The following is a 17,359-nucleotide window of genomic DNA, read 5'->3' on the forward strand; positions in this document are numbered from 1 at the left end:
CTTATCAGGCGCTCGATCCGGCGTTCGTCGCCGGCGCCGGCAACCGTTCGCTGATCGGCCGCGGCCTCGACGACCTGCGCGTGTACGTGCTCGACGCCGGCCTGCAGCCGGTGCCGCCGGGCGTGGTCGGCGAACTCTACGTCGCCGGCGCCGGTCTGGCGCGCGGCTATCTGCGCCGTCCGGGCCTGAGCGCGTCGCGCTTCGTCGCCAATCCGTTCGCGCCGGGCGAGCGCATGTACCGCTCCGGCGACCTCGCGCGCTGGCGCGAGGACGGGCAGCTGGATTACTTCGGCCGCGCCGACCACCAGGTCAAGATCCGCGGGTTCCGCATCGAGCTGGGCGAAATCGAGGCGGCGCTGGCCAAGCTCGGGCATGCCTACAACGCGGTCATCGACCGCGAGGACCGCAGCGGACAGAAGCAGTTGGTGGCGTACATCGTCGCGCCCGAGCTGGACGCGACCGCGCTGCGCCGCGGTCTGTTGGAGCACCTGCCCGATTACATGGTGCCGGCCGCGTTCGTCGCGGTTGCCTCGCTGCCGCTGACCGCCAACGGCAAGCTCGACCGCAAGGCGCTGCCGGCGCCGGAGCACGTCGCGGCCAGCGAGCGCGCGCCGCGCAATGCGCAAGAGGCCGCATTGTGCGAGTTGTTCGCCGAAGTCCTCGGTCTGGACAGCGTCGGCATCGACGACAATTTCTTCGAACTCGGCGGCCACTCACTGCTCGCCACTCAACTGGTGATGCGCTTGCGCCAGCGCTTCGCCGAGGAGGCCTCGGTGCGCGCCCTGTTCGAAGCGCCCAGCGTCGCCGCGCTGGCGCGGCGGATGCAACGCGAAGACGAGAGCAGCCGCGCGCGCGCGCTCGACGTGCTTTTCCCGCTACGCGCCAACGGCGAACGCGCGCCGCTGTTCTTCGTCCATCCGGCGATCGGCCTGGGCTGGCCTTACGCCGGTCTGATCCGTCACATCCCAGCCGATTGCCCGGTCTACGCCTTGCAATCGCGTGGCCTGGCCGGTGACGGCGCGGTCGAGGCGAGCTGGCGGCCGCGCAGCATGGACGAGATGGTCGAAGACTATCTCGCCCAGATCCGGAGCGTGCAGCCACGCGGCCCGTACCGCCTGCTGGGCTGGTCGCTTGGCGGCAACGTCGCGTATTCCCTTGCCTTGCGCCTGCGCGAACTCGGTGAAAGCGTGCAGGAACTGGTCATGTTTGACAGTTATCCTCCGCCGCGCGCCGGCCAAGCCACGCCGGACCCGGTGCAGGTCGATCCGAGGCTGGTGTTCGAGGATGTGCTGCGCGAGCTGCTCGGCCACGTGCCCGCGCAGTTCAACGCGCAGCCGTTCTCCTACGCCCTCGCACGCCGGCTATTGGCCGACAGCGCTTGGTCCTCCCTGAGCGAACGCAATCTGGAGGATCTGGTCGGCGCCTACCGCAACAACCTGGAGATCCTGCCGACCACCCGCTTCGGTCGCTACGACGGAACCCTGACGCTGTTCCGCGCCGATGCAACGGAAGACTTCGAAAAACCGCAGGCGCAGGCCTGGAGCGAACATGTCGCGCAATTGCAGGTGATCATCGCCGACTGCACGCACGGCGCGATGATGAGCCCGGCCGCGATCGCCGGATATGGCCCACGCCTGCGCGCCCTACTCGACGCCGGGCCGACCGTTTCGTGACCGCGGCCGCAGCCGCAGCGCCGCATCCCTTTATCCTTCTTCACCGCAACCGGAGCACGATGATGAGCAACCCCTTCGACGACACCAACGGCACCTTCCTGGTTCTGGTCAACGACGAAAACCAGCACTCGTTGTGGCCGCAGTTCGCCGAGATCCCGGCCGGCTGGCGCGCCGTGCACGGCCCGACCGAGCGCCAAGAATGCCTGGACTACATCGAAACGAACTGGACCGACATGCGGCCGGCCAGCCTGATCCAGGCGATGGAGCAGGACGCCGTCCAACGCAACGCCTGAACGTTCGCGATGATGCGGGCGCCGCCGATACACGGCGCCCGCACTCGCGTGTTCGCATGTGATGCGCTCCCATTACGACGTCTTCGCTACCGCGATGTGGACTGCCCTGGGAAGCGTAGCCCGCGGCCTGGAGCACCCTGTAGCTCGCTACCCACGCCAGAGCATTGATCGGCAGGTCGTATGGAAACCCCACCACCATTCTGCTTGGCGAGAGCCGGGCACGGGCAGGCATGTCCGCTAGATCGTTAGACTTCGCGTGACTCTCTCGATCCGCCGCGCCAAATGTATGCTGCGGCCCACTGGCCCCTGAAAGTTGGCGAGAGTCAGTACTTCCACAGCGGCGAACGCACTTTAACTTCCACAGCCACTTGGCCGAGTCGGCCGCCTCAGGGGACTCAACAAGGCATGGGTTAGCGCTGGTCGGCGATTCGAATCCCTAGTGTCATGGACACCGGATCCCGGCGCATCGAGCGCCCCGCGACCGCCCCACCGCAGGTCTGAGGCCCCGGCCGCGGCCCGCGATGCTGCTGCAGCCAAACCCGTGACGCGGGCAGGGTCACGGTGAAGACCGTCTTGCCTCGCGTGGATCGGTCGCAGCTGGCCCAACGAGTCGAGGAACACCCGCTCGGAGACGCGCTGCTGCGGAGGACGTGTGTATTGCGGGGCATGCAGCGCCGTTATCCGCGCTGTGTAGGGCATTTAGCGTAGATATGTGCGTCTGCTGGGGATGAAACAGAGGCATCAGCGGCAAGTGGGGCGGTTATGGCCGAAGTTCCGCTCGTCAACATCTTTAGTATCAGCTGCTTATCTAAAGCAGACTGGTCTGCGGCAGACAACATGCCGACTTTTTTGGCGCATCGATCCCTGAAGATGTGCTTGGCGATCGACAAGGCCGCACGACCTATCCGCCAGCCGCGGCCTTTGACCTGGTCATTTTCAACGGACCGGCGACGATCAAATTCACCGTGACCTACGAGGGCTTGGCGGGTCGAAAGCTCGTGACGCTGGACGGACGCCGCGTGCTTTTTGAAGGCCGGACCGCTCATCAGGACCAAATCACGCTGACCACGCACGTCGATGCGCAGTCCATCGGATCTAACCTGCCCGAGATCGTGCAGGCGTTACTGGAACCGCTCTACGCCCTCTTCGACTTCTTCGTGCTGCCCGCCAACCTGGTGACCGAAGAGCTGGCGCGCATGCGCTTGGGGAGCCGCTGATGTGCTCGCATCGCCGTGCCGTGCGTTCTGCAAGAAGCCCGATGCAATGATGCTGCCGAGGATCGACGTGTTCCGCGCACCATACGAGGTCAGGACCGACTTGTTTCGACTGACGGCGTCATCTGTTCGTCATGCATCGGCGATTAGGTGTCGTGGTCGCGAGTACTTCTTGATCATCTACGAAAGTTTGGATTGGCCGCTTTGGGGCGGGAGTTGCTCTCCCCTACCCTCGATAAACATCCCTGATCTTCTGTTGATGGCTGCTGACCTGGCCGGTGACCGCGGATCACCTTCTGGATGACGGCGCTGAAGCGCCAATCACCTGCCCCCTATCAAGCTGATCTGGGGTGCTGTGGTTTTTGGATTAGAGTTCTACTTGGTGGAGCGTGGGCAACCGGGATCCAACTCTCTTGATTACCCACGGTTATCCAGAGTTATCCTAAATCATGACCGTAAGCTAGAGCCAGCGGCGGCCCCGGGGGCAGAGCTGGGGACAGGCCGAACTCCCCAGTCTTGCCCGACGTCAAAACCTACTGACCGAGCGGTGCTCGAGGCGATGCGCCACGAATCCACCGCCCTCACCCGTCGACCAGGTTCAATTGGATCAGACAGCGATGTGCTGGGTCAGGAACAACGCAGCACGATCGAGCGCTTGATCGGCTTCCTCCAGCACCCCGTTGTCACCCTGGAAGACGTGCGGCACGTTCGCGGTCACATCCAGGATGACGTCCACCTCAGCATCGCGCGCGCGCTCAGCCAGACGAGCGGAGTCGTCAAGTAACACCTCATTGGTACCTGCCTGCAGGCGCAGCGGCGGGAAGCCGGTCAGATCGGCTAGGCACCGCGACAGACTGGTTGCAGCTCGTTGCGACCATTAGCCAGCGCGTAGCGTTGCGAGCATCTAAGGCCATAATTTGGCGGTATAGCGGCGTTAGATCCACCTAGTGGCGTTCGGGCTAGTCAGGTCGTGTAATCGGTAGTACGCGCCAATCCCTCCTGAGCATCCAACACAGCCAGGCGTTCGGTGAGCGCTTGCTTGATGTTTTCGAATGCATCCGATCCAAGCACCAAGCGCTTCGGCGCTGGTTCTTGGTCGACCGAAGCAATCATCGCCGCGGCCATTTTCGCCGGATCACCCGGCTGCCCACGGTATCCGTGTTCGATCAATCGCCGCACCGCCCCAGCGGGCGTATCAACGTAGGCCGGCATCGCAGGTCCGATTGCCGCACTTGACGCAGCAAACTCAGTACGTGCGCTACCCGGCTCGACCAATGTCGCCTGGATATTGAATGGTGCGATGTCGAGACTCGTCGCCTCAAAGAATCCTTCGATCGCCCATTTGCTTGTGTGATAGAGCGACAACCCAGGCATGGCCCATTGGCCGCCCTGACTGGATAGCTGAAGGATGCGTCCGCCACCTTGTGCGCGCAAATGCGGAAGTACAGCGCGGACTATCTGAATCGGCCCTAACACGTTGGTATCGAGCTGATGTCGGATCTGCTCATCAGTCACTTCCTCTGCCGCTCCGAAAAGACCGTAGCCGGCGTTGTTCACGATGACATCAACACGATCAAAACGTGCAAAAGCCTCGTTGACTACCCGCCTTATCATCGGCGTATCGGTAACGTCCAACGCTCGAAGCCAAAAGTTTTCAGGATAGGCGGCTACAAGATCTCGAACCGCGTCCAGCCTTCTCGCGGTACCAGCAACTCTATCTCCACGTTCGAGCAATTGTTCTGCCAGCGCGCGTCCGAAGCCACTGCTAACGCCGGTGATGAACCAAGTACGGGCACTCATAATCCTGTCCTCTGCGCGATGACGCTACGGGTATCGTGGGCCAGAGAGTACGCTGCACAATTGCTGCAAAAAATGGTTGTGTGGTATACGAGCCTGGAACCGGAGGTTCACAATCAATGATCGTCGACCCACTTGAAGGTCTCACTGTCTTCCTCACCGTAGCCGAACACCGTAGTTTCACGCGCGCGGCGGAAACGTTGGAAGTTTCCACTACAGCTGTCAGCAAGGCGATCCGCCTGCTAGAGAAGCGGCACGGAGTAGTGCTTTTCCAACGTACTACGCGCAACGTCACGCTGACCGAAACTGGGGCAGCTCTACACAGACGTTTGCGCCCCGCTGCAATTGATATCGGCAACGCGCTGGCAGGCCTGGCAACCTTTGGACAGCGCCCCATCGGGACGCTACGCCTGACGGTATCGCAGCCGGCTATGAAGCTCTTGATCGAGCCAATGATCCCGGAATTCTCTCGTGCGTTCCCCGAAATCACACTCGACTTTTCAGTGAACGAAGCAACTGTCAGTCTTGCCAGCAACTCCTACGACGCAGGTATTCGACTGGGAGAAAGTGTCGAGAAGGACATGGTGGCTATACGGCTTACCCCAGACTTGAAATGGAGTGTAGTAGGTAGCCCTTCATATTTTTCAAAGAAGAGCCCACCGAAGACACCAGATGATCTGCGCGAGCACGAATGTTTAGTCTATCGGTTTGTCAAGTCCGGCCAACGCTACAGATGGGAGTTCGACTGGAACGGGCGCGAAGTCAGCATCGATGTACCCAGTAAAGTCGTAGTCGATGATCGAACGACCCTTGTACGGCTCGCGGCCAACGGATTGGGCTTGGCCTACGTATCTCAATTCGAAGCGGCCGAGGAATTAGCGTCAGGGCGCCTCATCCCTGTGCTCGAACAGTACATCGCACCCAGTTCCGGATTCTTTCTGTATTTTCCTACACGCACACAGGACCAGCCGAAGCTGCGTGCTTTCATAGACATGCTTCGCCGCAAAATTCATAAGTAGCACCGGCATAGTACAGCGCAACCCCACTGATTAAGCGCCAAAGCTGCGTGACCGTATTCACGCCGGAAGCTAAGGCTCGTCAGTAGCGCGTGCCGAAAAACCAGTTCCGCAAGCTCGTGCGTCACGACGGCAGTCGATTACAGACCTGCGAATCGCTTGTCAGTGTCTGGCCATTATGAACCTTGGGTTCATGGGGCATCCGCGATCCGCCGGATGAAAGGCTGCCTACTGAGGGATACGATCAGTGCGGAAATTCGCCCGAAGGAGGGCGGGTTATAGTCTTAGTGGAGTGATGCCGTGTCCCTACCCCAATGCCTGATTGCAATCGTACTCGCTGGCACGAGCCTGGTTACTTACGCCAAAGGTGGCCATACGTCCACCGCAACTGCGGACAAGCCTGGTGTGACGCTCCCAGCCAAGAATCATTCCAGTCCTTTTGCATCGATGCGGGGCGGTCATGTTGGCCTCCGCGTAGCTGATTATAAGGCCGCCAAGCAGTGGTACGTGGAAAAACTTGACTTTCGAGTTGTAAAAGAATGGCCTTTCAATGGGCAACACTTGGCGTATATCGCTCCGGCAACGGACGATCGGTTTTTCATCGAACTGCTTGGAGACGGTGAACGCCCGACGCCCAAGCCCACTTTTAAAGATCTCAACGCCAGTGCTCAGGTGGCGGGATATCACCATCTGTGCCTCGATGTCGCAGACGTCGATAAGGCGCTGGCGACCTTGCGGAAACGCGGCGTCAAGGTTGTCGCCGAGCCGTTTTTGGTGCCGGACATCAAGCGTCGCCTGGCCTTTATCGAGGACCCGTGGGGCAATGTCATCGAATTGGCCGAGGAAGTGAAGTAAGCCAGCGCTGGCTACTGGGTGTTGTTGTAAGAGGAGTGCGGAGTACATCATGCTCAAAACATTTCTTACCATCGGTGCGGGGCCCGGCATTGGCTTTGCGACCGCGCGGCAGTTCGCCAAAGAGGGATATCACGTCGCACTTGCCTCTCGTAATCCTGTGCGCCTGCGGAAGTTGGCGGAACGCTTAGAAGCGGAGGGCCTATCGGCATCGGTCATTCAATTGGATGCCTCCGACCCACAGGCGGTCGGCCGCGTTGTCGCTGATATAGGTCACGATCTTGAGGTCCTGCACTACAATGCAGCCGCATTTCATTTTGACGAACATGGTGATGTTGTAACTAGGCCACTGGAGTTGGAGACAATCCAATCCCTTTCCTCAGGCATACAGACCAACGTGAGCAGCGCGCTCGCCGCGATACATGCATGCCTTCCAGCAATGAAAGCGAAATCAGCCGGCACGATCCTACTCACAGGCGGAGGATTCGGTGTCAGTCCCGTTGCCGATTTTCTCACGCTGAGTGTTGGCAAAGCAGGCATTCGAGCTATTGCACTCGCTCTTTTCGAACCTCTTAAGCAGCAAGGAATTCATATCGGGACCGTAACGGTTAGCCGGGGTATCTCTCCGAATTCTAAGCAAGCCGAAGAAGTAGCCATCGAGTTCTGGGCACTACATGCTCAGCAGCCTGACTATTGGACGGTGGAGAGAGTCTATACCTGATACTGTGGAGACGAGGCACGTGGTTCCGACTTTAGTGGGCCTGAGCAAGGTTCTCTTCGTCAGCCCCCTCCCCCGCGGCAAAGGGAACCCACGCCCAGCGCGAGCCTCTGTTGCAGTTTCTGGGGTTTGCTTGGCCTGTGTGAATGACTGACAAAGCGAATGAAGTAGCAGCCGCTATGGGCAGGGGACCATCACAGGAGGTAGGCGTCGCCTGGAGCGCTCGATCCCGAAGCTGCGTTGCGAGCGGTGTCGCAACCCACCGGTTCACAAAGAGGAGATGACGTTTGCAGTCTTCGCCTTCAGGCCTCTCTCGAAGCTGAAGCCAGATCTGCAGCGTTCGCCACAACGCCCTACTACGATCATTCAGGAGCTTCGATGAAGGCTTGGAAGTATTCTTGTCCTGCTCCGCAAGGATTAGCTTCCCGTCGCGCAACACAGCAACGTCGTCGAAATGCTCCACTGCGACAACATCTCTGCCGGACGTCGCCGTAGCAAATTGCAAATGGCGCGCACGTCGGTGATGAAGACTGCAAAAGGCGATTGAAATTGGCAACGAGATCGAGGCTCGCGAAGGATCGCGTGGCTCGAATCGTGCGATCTCAGTTCGCCGAAGATCCGGCCAGCGCGTCCTCCAGCCGCGAGCAATCGGTATTGAGCAAGCATTTCGCGAACAGGTAGAAGCAGTACGCATCTCGGAAGTTCGAGCCCAGGCCGAACGAGACCCGGATGGCGCCGCAATTACCCTTGTTGAGAATGTTGTCGTCGAAGGCCTTGCAGTCGAGGATCTTTTCCGTTTTGTCGAGTTCGCAGTGCTCCGCGCCCGCCGTGGTGTATGTAGCCTGCTGCACCGCGCCCAAGTTGCAGAAGCATCCGTTGCGCACGACGATACCGAAGGACTCGGCGGCCCGCTTGACAAGCGCGTGCGGGAATACGGCGTTGTAGCAATCGAAGAAATTCAGCATGACCGTAGCGCCCTTGTGCTCTGCCGGAGGACCGTAGACACGGCACAGCGGAGTCTGGCTCTTGATGTCGTGACGCAGCTCCTGCAGCCGCACCTCGAGCCACCTCGCCAACGCGCCTGAGCGCGCGCCTATGTGCTCCAGCCCGAGCCGGGAAATGAACTGGAATCCCTGGGCGATGGCGCCGAACGAGGCATAGTTCGGCGTACCTATCTCAAACCGTTTTCCGTCTTCGCGATGCAGCAGCCGGTCGGTGGGCGACCACGGCCCCGAGTAGTAGCACACCGAGCCTCCCGCGAACGACGGCGGGGTTAGCTCGCGCAGCGCGGACCTGCGGGCGATGAGGCAGCCGGCCCCTGTCGGATGGCCGAAGATCTTATAGAAGGAGATAGCGATGAAGTCCGGCTGATGCACCGAACAGTCCAGTCTGGCCTGGGGAACGAACGCGGCCGCATCGCACAGCACCATCGCGCCGCGCTCCTGCGCGAGCCCGATCCACTTCAAGTCGTGGCGGGTGCCCGTAGCATTGGACTGCGCCGGATAGGCCAACAGGTGCCAGCGCCCCGGAGCGAGCCGGTCCAGCGAACGCCGCATCGAGCTTTCGAGAATCCGAAGGTCGATGTCGAGCGGAATATATTTCACCGACGCGCCCTTGGCTCTCGCGTATTCGCGCAGGCCGTGTACCGATGTGTGGTTGTCCTTGGTGAGCAGTACTTGCGAGCCGCTTTCGAACGGGAACGATTCCGCCACCAGCCTGATCGCCCCGCTAGCCTTGGGCGTGAAAATGATTTCGTACTCTTCCGGCGCGCACCGGAAGAACCGGTAGATCTCCGCGCGGGCCTTCTCATGCGCCGCATCGGACGGCTTCGAGCCGCTGTGCGGGTTGCCGAGAATGCTGTTCTTGAGCGCCCGATAGTCCTGTTCGAGCAGGCTGTCCGGGGCGATGGTGCCGCCCACATGATCCAGGTAGGTAGCCTGCAGAGCGTCCAGCCGCGAGAACTCGCGCTTGCGCAGCGCTTCGACCTCTGCGTCCGGATAGGCCGGATGCTCGGCGAGGAAGGCCCGCCTCATCGTGCGATAAGGCCGCAGCAAGCGCTCGGCCTGCGGGTGCAGCGGGCTGCCCGCGGTGCTGCCGATGGGCGTCGCCGCCATTTTGCAAAACTCGCTCAGTTCGGAAAAATCGGGCGGCGGGCTCGGGGCGACCGACTCCTTGCCAGCCTTGTCGACCTCGCCGCGCAGAAGCCAGGCCTTGACTTGGTAGTTCCGGCTGGGAACCTGCGCGTGGAATTCCTGAAGCATCGTGTCCAGGGAGGCCTCGCGGGTGGGCGCATCGCACTGGTTGAACTCCTCGAGCAGGATGCAGGCGTTGAAGAGGAATTCGCGAGTGTCGAGGTCGTCCAGGAAGAAAGACAGGGCACGCGAGGACGCCACCTCGCCTACGCCCGGACTGAGGCCTTCGAGGGAAAAAGCGCTCGTGATGGCCGAGGGGTCGGTCAAGCTGAGGGCCGCGCCCATGATGGCGGATGGAGTCCCGAAGTGTTTCTGCGATTGCTTCAGGGCCAGATCGAACAACTCGTTATATTGGAAGACGGTGCCGTAGATCTTTCCCCCTGGACGCAGCACGCGCTTGAACTCGCGGGCGACCCGGACCTTGTCCGGCGGAAACATCAATCCGAAACCGCAGACGACGATATCGAAACTGTTGTCCGCGAACGGAAGAGCCGCCATATCCACATCGCAGTGAAACGCAACGTCGCGTTGCAGTTCCTCGCCGAGCACCTTCTTGGCCATCTCTATGGCGATCTTCGACAGATCCGTGGCGACGAGTTGCAAACCCAGCGGCTTGGCCAAGTCGTTGTAAAGAGCTGCGGTAATGCGCCCGGTTCCGCAAGCGACCTCCAGAATACTTGAGGGAGGTGCGTCCGGATCGATGTCCTGGCAGATCTCGTGGACCAGCAGCTCTCCGTAGGGCTTGAACAGCCGTGGCCCCAGCACGCGCTCGTAGAACTCCGTGAACGTACTCAACGACCACTTCTGTTCCGACAACGTCTTGCACGCTGGCTTCGCGGTGGTTTGCATCATGGACTCCAGACCACTGACCTTCGATGAAGGCTGCCGCCTCAACGCCAAGTCTTGCGCGATCGTGGCGCCGCACAAGCGACAGCGAGCGGGTTTCGCGGCTTAAGCTAGCGGCCCGAAGAAGAGCCGTTGTTGCGGAGACGCTCAAATAGAGCGAGAGCCGCCGTGATTGCCGGTGAGGAAACCGAAACCAGAGGCGGCGCTTAGCCCGAGTTCTTATGTGACAGCAACGACCGGCTGTACGAATCCTCTCGTCGCACAATTGAAACCAGGCAAGCCAGCAGAGGCGACGACCAACAACGCAAGCAAACTGCCTATCGGGGCTGCGACCGATGCTGCACGACACACCGGCGCAAAGCCGGGCAAAAAGCGCGCGCGATTCCGGCCGCGATGATCCCGCCGACAACCTCGTGCGCGCTCACAACCCCTCCTTGAACCAAGAGCAGCGCGGCCAATTGCTCATCTTGAATATTCGTGAGCATCGGTGAGCCGAATGCGAAGTGCTCGATGAGTTCACAGAACTCGACACTATCAATCGGTAATCAAGACACCCTTGCGATGGCATTTCGGCGAACGCATCTTGCTCTCATAGCGATCCCGCTGCCTGTCTGCAGGATTGACCTGTTCCGCCAAACCAGGTCCGAATGCATGTGAGTCGTTCGCATCAGGTAATTCGCTGCATTCGCGACCAAGATCCGCTCACCCCGGGGAGACGACAGATGTCCGTGACGCGCACGGTACTCGACCTATTCCGCATCCACGCGAAGCAGCGGCCGTTATCTCCGGCCGTGATCGATGGCGACCGCCCTGTGGGCTATGCCCAACTCGACCGCGACAGCGACACGATCGCAGCCCATCTCATCCGGCGCGGCATCGGTCCTGGCGACATCGTTCCCTTGATCTGCGAACGTTCGACCGGCCTCATCGCCGGACTGCTCGGCATCGTCAAGTCCGGCGCCGCTTATGTTCCGATCGACGACGGCTATCCGGATGCGCGGAAACGCTACGTCGTCGAGCGGACCGGCTCCGGGCTGGTGCTGTGTTCGCCCGGCGCCTGGGCCGACGGGAACCTCGAGGTTCTCGACATCGACCGGCTTGTCGGCGAGCCAATGCCGGGGCTCGAGCGCGACCCGACGGCTAGCGATGCCGCCTATGTCGTCTTCACTTCCGGCACCAGCGGGCTTCCGAAAGGCGTCGTCGTCGAGCACGCGGCGCTCGAGAATCTGATCGCCTGGCACAACCGGGAGTTCGCGGTCGACAGCGACAGCCGCGTGCCCCTGATGGCGAAGATCGGATTCGACGTTTCGCAGTGGGAGATCTGGTCGACCCTGTGCGCTGGCGCTTCGCTGTATCTTCTGGATCGGGCCGTGCGCGTGGACGCGGACGCGCTGGTGCAGTTCTATGCGCGCAATTCGATCACCCACGCTTTCGTTCCGACCGTTATGGTGCCCGATGTCGTCTCGGCGGCCCGCGGCGGCGCGACCGAGCTGCGATATCTATTCTGCGCCGGAGAAAAGCTCAATCCGGTCGATCTCGACGGGCTCGGCTGCCCGCTGGTGGATTATTATGGCCCTACCGAGGCGACCATCTTCGCCACTGCCCGCCGAGTGCCCTCGGCCCGTCTGGGCATGCCCTACTCCATCGGCACGCCCGTCGCCGGCGCCAGCGTGCGCATCCTCGACGAAGCGCTGAGCCCGGTTGCCCCCGGCGAAATTGGCGAGCTGTGCATCGGCGGCCCCGGACTCGCGCGCGGCTACCTCGATAACGATGCGCTTACCCGCGAACGCTTCGTATCGGTCGACGGGCAACGGCTGTACCGCTCCGGCGATATGGCGCGCGAACTTCCCGACGGTGACATCCAGTTCCTCGGCCGCCGCGATGAGCAGATCAAGATCCGGGGCAATCGGGTCGAGTTGGGCGAAATCGAGGCGGCGCTGCAGGTGTTGCCGGGCGTGCGCCAGGCCGCCGTCGCAGCCACCGCCCCGGACGATCCCGGCCGCAAACAGATCGTCGCCTTCCTGACCCTGGAGCCGAGCGACGAAATCCACGGCGAAGCTTTGCAGTCCGCCTTGCACGCGCAACTTTCGAAGACGCTGCCGGACTACATGATTCCCAGCGACTTTGTGGAAGTCGACGGATTCGCACTCACGCCGAACGGAAAGATCGACAAGATTGCCCTGCTGGACGGCTGGACCAAGCGCAGGCCATCCGGGACGGCCATGACCGACTGCACGCAGCCCCAGGCGCAGATCGCCGCCAGCTTCGCCCGCTTGCTCGGGCACAGCGATTTCGGTCTGGACGACAGCTTCTTCGCGCTCGGCGGCCAGTCGTTGCTCGCCGCCCGGCTGATCAAGGACATCGCGGAAACCCGGCAGGCGAAAGCCTATGTCCGCGACATCTACGACTTTCCCAGCGTCCGCACCCTCGCCGCGGAACTCGAACGCCGCTGCGGACGCGCCATCCCGGCCAGCGACGCCGAACCGGCCCGCGCACTGCAGGCCGATGTGCACCTGATCGAGGGTACACAGTTCGCTCCCGGATATGTCGCGAGCCAGCTCACCGACCCCAGGCACGTACTGTTGACAGGCGCGACCGGATTCGTCGGCGCCCACCTGCTGTGCGAGCTGCTGGCGTCCACCGCCGCAACGATCCATTGCCCGGTGCGCGCACCAGACGACCGCGCCGCTGGCGAACGGCTCCGGTCCGTGCTGGCCAAGTATTTGCTCGAACCCGATGGCGACAGCCTGCTGCGGGTTCGCGCGTATCCCGCTGATCTGGCCGAGCCGCGGCTAGGATTGGGCGCGTACGACCACGACTACCTGTCCGAAGCCGTCGACGTGGTCTATCACAGCGCCAGCGCCGTCAACTTCATCCAGCCTTACTCCTACATGCGCCGCGACAACGTGCAGGGACTGCGCGAGATCCTCGCCTTCTGCGCCAGATGCAGGACCAAGCCGCTGGCGTTGCTGTCGACGATCTCGGTGTACAGCTGGGGACACCTGCATACCGGCAAGCGGGTTATGCGCGAGGACGACGACATCGACCAAAACCTTCCGGCGGTGACCACCGACATCGGCTATGTGCGCAGCAAATGGGTCATGGAGAAGATTGCCGACTTGGCGGCGACGCTCGGCTTGCCGCTGATGACCTTCCGCCTGGGCTATGCGACTTTCAACCGACGCACCGGTTGCTGCGCCGACTACCAATGGTGGTCCCGCCTGGTACGCACGTGCCTCAGTCACGGCACGCTGCCCGAACTGCACGACCTGCGCGAGGGATTGACGACAGTCGATTACATGACCCGCGCCATCGCCCACATTTCGCGGAACCCAGAAGCGCTAGGCAAGAAGTTCAACCTCATCCATAGCGACGGCAACAACCTCACCTTGCTCGAATTCTTCGAAAAGCTGGAAGCCGCGACGGGACGGCGGCTGCGCCGTCTTTCTTATCGCGACTGGCGTGCGCAGTGGGAGAACGATCCGGACGCGCCTTTGTACCCGCTACTGAGCCTGTTCAAAGACAGCATGTACGACGGATTGTCGACGGTCGAGCTGTACCAGAACACTTACCGATGGGATTGCAGTAACGTCCATGAGTTCCTGCGCGGCAGTGATATCGCCGAGCCGTGTTTCAACGAAGAAGAGCTCTTGCGCTATGTGCGGCGTTCGATCGGGCAGGTGTCTATTGAATCTTTCGCCCCATCTCACTTTGAATCGCCGAGGCTTTTGTAAACGGTCCTCGGCCGCTTAGGGCGCAACGCTTTTCATGCTCTATCGGGGACAGCCTGTCATTGGAACTGTGCCCGCGCTTAGGGTTGTAGAACAGCTCGATGCAGTCGAACAATCGTCCCGCGCATTAGCGTGGCCGCTGTAGATCCGTTGCTTGATTCGAGTACAGGATCTGGCCGGCATCCAGGCGACCGGCAATGTGGCCTCGACCACCACTGAGTACCGCGGCCTGCCGACCAACGAACTGGCGGCGCGGTCGGTACCCGCGACCTGTCGATCACCAGCTCGGTTTTGAAGCTATTCAAGGTCCGGCTGGATTTCCTTGTTCACCGATTGGCTGTATGGAAGGCTTGCTCCGACGGACATCCCGACGAAACGCGGCAGAAAATGCCTCGCGTCGCATCCCGCCGCGCGATAGCCATGGCATTACGCCGATACACCAGCGGAACCAACGCGTGAGCGAGGGTTAGCGGCTGCATTTGTGCATTCGCTATCACAAACCCGTACGCAACGTCGGCAGTACTAGTACGCAGCGCGGAGAACGCCGCGCAGAAAACCCAGTCCCATTGGCAGCGCATCCGCAGCATCACGACAAGCTGCGGCCCGAACGGTCGCCCCGTCGATCGTTGTCGAGCCGATCCGTCTCCCCGATCCGCCCGGTCTTCAGGAGTCCGGCCATGACCCCGCACAACGCCGCCCAGTTCGAGGCTCTGGCCGATCTGTACGAAGACCTCAGCAACTGGCCGTTCCGCCGCTACATCGAGACGCCGAGCATACTCGCACACCTCGGCGATCCCACCGGCACCGACGTGCTCGACTTCGGCTGCGGCGCCGGCACCTACGCGCACCTGTTCAAGCGCGCCGGCGCGCGCCGCGTGGTCGGCTACGACCTGGCCGACGGCATGCTCGCCAGTGCACGCCGCCGCGCTGCCGCCGAAGCGCTGGACATCGAGTTCGTCTCCCGCCTGGGCCCCGAGCACGCCGGCGCTTTCGACACGGTGCTGGCGGTATACGTGTTGCCCTATGCGCAAACGCCGCCGGAGTTGGAACGCATGTGCTTCCAAATGCTTGCGCCACTACGCCCCGGCGGCCGCCTGATCGCTCTGCCGATCCATCCGGACTACGCGCCCGACCCGGCCTATTACGAACCGTTCGGCTTCCGCATGACCCCGCAGGACGCGCACGAGCCGCACCGCGACGGCGTCGCCATCCGTCTGGACCTGTTTTACCAGCAACGCCACGACGCCAGCGTGCGCGCCTGGTACTGGAGCCGCAACGCGCTGGAATCGGCGCTGCGCCTCGCCGGCGCCGCGTCGGTGCGCTGGCACCCGCCGCAACTGCAGCCGGCGGCGGAAGCGCCGCCGGAACTGGCCGCCTATATCCGCCGGCCTCATGCCGCCATCGTCGAGTGTCGCCGCGACTGAGGCGCCGCCACCCCGCCATCGCCCTGCCTTGCCGCGCACTGGTCACGGCGCGGACTCGGTCGCGTCGGAGGAACCCGCAGTGAAACCCAGAATCGAAGTGTGCGAAACGCACCTGCTGCAGATATTCGGGCCACTATCGGCGTTGTCGACGACGATCAATTCCTCGAAATAGGTCCCCTACCTCCCGCTCAGTGACGGCGGCATCGCGAAAGGTAGCCAGTAGCTTGGAGAGGGCGGCCATGCGAAGCGCCTGCGTCGGCGCCGTATGAGTACGCCGGCGGGCAATCGCTCGAGACCGGCAACGTCAGGCCGGAAAAACGGCGCGCTGAGGCTGAGCCGAACGAGCCATCTGATCGCACGAAGATGGCCCGTTCTGAGACGGCTACAGCTGTTACCACCGCCGAGGTCGGCAACGGAAAAGCGGTGACGGCAACGCAGACCAATGCGCAGGTCGCGCTCGATGGCACGGTAGCACCCTACGGTGCTACCGGCCCACTTCATAGTGAATTCGACGAAGGCGCACACGACCTCACAACGGGCATGCGCCTCCCAAGACGCTGCACTCACGCCGCGGCGCGGCTGGCGATAGCCTTGGCGAACGACATCGTGTTGCCTTCGCCGCCCAGGTCCGGGGTCAGCGAATCCTTGGCTTCCAGGGTGGCGATGATCGCTTCGCGCAGCTTGGCTGCCTTCTCGGGCTGGCCGAGATGGTCGAGCATCTGCGCCGCGCCCAACAGCAGCGCGCAGGGGTTGGCGATGCCCTTGCCCGCGATGTCCGGGGCCGAGCCGTGCACGGCTTCGAAGATCGCCGCATCCGTGCCGATGTTGGCGCCCGGGGCCAGGCCCAGGCCGCCGACGAGGCCGGCGCACAGGTCGGAGATGATGTCGCCGAACAGGTTGGTGGTGACGATGATGTCGAACTGCTCCGGACGCATCACCAGCTGCATGCAGGTGTTGTCCACGATCATCTCGTTGCACTGGATGTCCGGATACTGCTGCGCCATTTCGCGCGCGGTCTTCAGGAACAGGCCCGAGGTCGACTTCAGGATGTTGGCCTTGTGCACCACGGTGACCTTCTTGCGGCCGCTCTTGCGGGCCAGGTCGAAGGCGTAGCGGATGATGCGCTCGGAGCCGCGGCGGGTGATCTTCTGGGTCAGCAAAGCCGTCTCGCCGTCGTCCGACAACGACTGACCTTCGCCGATGTACACGCCTTCGGTGTTCTCGCGCACCGTGATCAGGTCCACGCCCGAGGGGAAGCGCGACTTGGTGTTCGGGAACGACTTGGCCGGACGCACGTTGGCGTACAGGTCGAAGCGCTTGCGCAGCTCGACGTTGATCGAGCTGAAGCCCTCGCCGACCGGCGTGGTCAGCGGGCTCTTGAGCGCGATGCGGTTCTTGCGGATCGAATCCATGGTCGCTGCGGGCAGCAGCTCGCCGTGCTTCTCCAGGGCGACGAGGCCGGCGTCGGCGAACTCGTAGCTCAGGCCGACGTTCATCGCGTCGAGCACGTGCAGGGTGGCGTCCATGATCTCCGGGCCGATGCCGTCGCCACGGATGACCGTAATCGTTTGCGTCATGAGGGAATTCTTCCAGCAGTGGGGCG

The 17,359-nt window shown here is 62.2% G+C and carries 13 protein-coding genes and 1 pseudogene; 9 read left to right on the forward strand and 5 right to left on the reverse strand.

From position 1 onward, the window contains the following. From BLU84_RS28030 to BLU84_RS25235, 3 genes are all read left to right on the forward strand, one after another. A partial coding sequence (locus BLU84_RS28030; protein ID WP_170849249.1) for a thioesterase domain-containing protein occupies nucleotides 1–1,673 on the forward strand: 1,673 nt, incomplete at its 5' end. Between the two features lie 62 nt (nucleotides 1,674–1,735). Then, nucleotides 1,736–1,966: an MbtH family protein gene (locus BLU84_RS25230; RefSeq protein ID WP_074873762.1), complete on the forward strand. Its 231-nt coding sequence runs from the start codon at nucleotides 1,736–1,738 to the stop codon at nucleotides 1,964–1,966. Between the two features lie 872 nt (nucleotides 1,967–2,838). Beyond that, nucleotides 2,839–3,183, forward strand: coding sequence for a hypothetical protein (locus tag BLU84_RS25235; RefSeq protein ID WP_074873739.1), 345 nt, complete (start codon nucleotides 2,839–2,841; stop codon nucleotides 3,181–3,183). Nucleotides 3,184–3,787: 604 nt separating this feature from the next. On the opposite strand, the gene BLU84_RS25240 is transcribed toward BLU84_RS25235, so the two are convergent. Beyond that, entirely contained in the window at nucleotides 3,788–4,033 is a 246-nt protein-coding gene (locus BLU84_RS25240; protein WP_083383101.1) for an alpha/beta hydrolase, read from the reverse strand. A 110-nt stretch (nucleotides 4,034–4,143) separates the two neighbouring features. Further along, on the reverse strand, nucleotides 4,144–4,980 hold the full coding sequence (locus BLU84_RS25245) for an SDR family oxidoreductase (protein WP_074873740.1): 837 nt from the start codon (nucleotides 4,978–4,980) through the stop codon (nucleotides 4,144–4,146). Nucleotides 4,981–5,096: 116 nt separating this feature from the next. Here BLU84_RS25245 and BLU84_RS25250 point away from each other — a divergent pair, with 116 nt between their 5' ends. The 3 genes from BLU84_RS25250 (at nucleotide 5,097) to BLU84_RS25260 (ending at nucleotide 7,566) form a co-directional block, all read left to right on the forward strand. Beyond that, entirely contained in the window at nucleotides 5,097–5,996 is a 900-nt protein-coding gene (locus BLU84_RS25250; protein ID WP_074873747.1) for a LysR family transcriptional regulator, read from the forward strand. Between the two features lie 297 nt (nucleotides 5,997–6,293). Then, on the forward strand, nucleotides 6,294–6,848 hold the full coding sequence (locus tag BLU84_RS25255; protein WP_211664608.1) for a VOC family protein: 555 nt from the start codon (nucleotides 6,294–6,296) through the stop codon (nucleotides 6,846–6,848). A 49-nt stretch (nucleotides 6,849–6,897) separates the two neighbouring features. Then, nucleotides 6,898–7,566 (forward strand): SDR family NAD(P)-dependent oxidoreductase, encoded by a 669-nt coding sequence (locus BLU84_RS25260; protein WP_074873752.1) that lies wholly within the window; start codon nucleotides 6,898–6,900, stop codon nucleotides 7,564–7,566. A 599-nt stretch (nucleotides 7,567–8,165) separates the two neighbouring features. Here the strand turns inward: BLU84_RS25260 and BLU84_RS25265 are convergent. Then, nucleotides 8,166–10,604 (reverse strand): aminotransferase class V-fold PLP-dependent enzyme, encoded by a 2,439-nt coding sequence (locus BLU84_RS25265; protein WP_083383102.1) that lies wholly within the window; start codon nucleotides 10,602–10,604, stop codon nucleotides 8,166–8,168. A 332-nt stretch (nucleotides 10,605–10,936) separates the two neighbouring features. Here BLU84_RS25265 and BLU84_RS27430 point away from each other — a divergent pair, with 332 nt between their 5' ends. Together BLU84_RS27430 and BLU84_RS25270 are read left to right on the forward strand one after the other, a co-directional pair. Then, nucleotides 10,937–11,092 (forward strand): hypothetical protein, encoded by a 156-nt coding sequence (locus BLU84_RS27430; protein ID WP_170849251.1) that lies wholly within the window; start codon nucleotides 10,937–10,939, stop codon nucleotides 11,090–11,092. A gap of 231 nt (nucleotides 11,093–11,323) precedes the next feature. Next, entirely contained in the window at nucleotides 11,324–14,335 is a 3,012-nt protein-coding gene (locus BLU84_RS25270; RefSeq protein ID WP_074873755.1) for an amino acid adenylation domain-containing protein, read from the forward strand. On the opposite strand, the pseudogene BLU84_RS27905 reads toward BLU84_RS25270, so the two are convergent. Then, nucleotides 14,286–14,494: pseudogene (locus BLU84_RS27905) on the reverse strand (hypothetical protein); the annotation flags it as partial. The gene BLU84_RS25270 and the pseudogene BLU84_RS27905 overlap by 50 nt on opposite strands. Nucleotides 14,495–15,009: 515 nt before the next feature. Between BLU84_RS27905 and BLU84_RS25275 the strand changes: the two are divergent. After that, complete coding sequence (locus BLU84_RS25275; protein WP_074873758.1) at nucleotides 15,010–15,756, forward strand: class I SAM-dependent methyltransferase; 747 nt, start codon at nucleotides 15,010–15,012, stop codon at nucleotides 15,754–15,756. A gap of 563 nt (nucleotides 15,757–16,319) precedes the next feature. Here BLU84_RS25275 and BLU84_RS25280 read toward each other — a convergent pair. Continuing rightward, nucleotides 16,320–17,333 (reverse strand): isocitrate dehydrogenase, encoded by a 1,014-nt coding sequence (locus BLU84_RS25280; protein WP_074873760.1) that lies wholly within the window; start codon nucleotides 17,331–17,333, stop codon nucleotides 16,320–16,322. Nucleotides 17,334–17,359 lie beyond the last annotated feature (26 nt).

The sequence above is a fragment of the Lysobacter enzymogenes genome (genome assembly GCF_900106525.1).
Classification (GTDB): domain Bacteria; phylum Pseudomonadota; class Gammaproteobacteria; order Xanthomonadales; family Xanthomonadaceae; genus Lysobacter; species Lysobacter enzymogenes.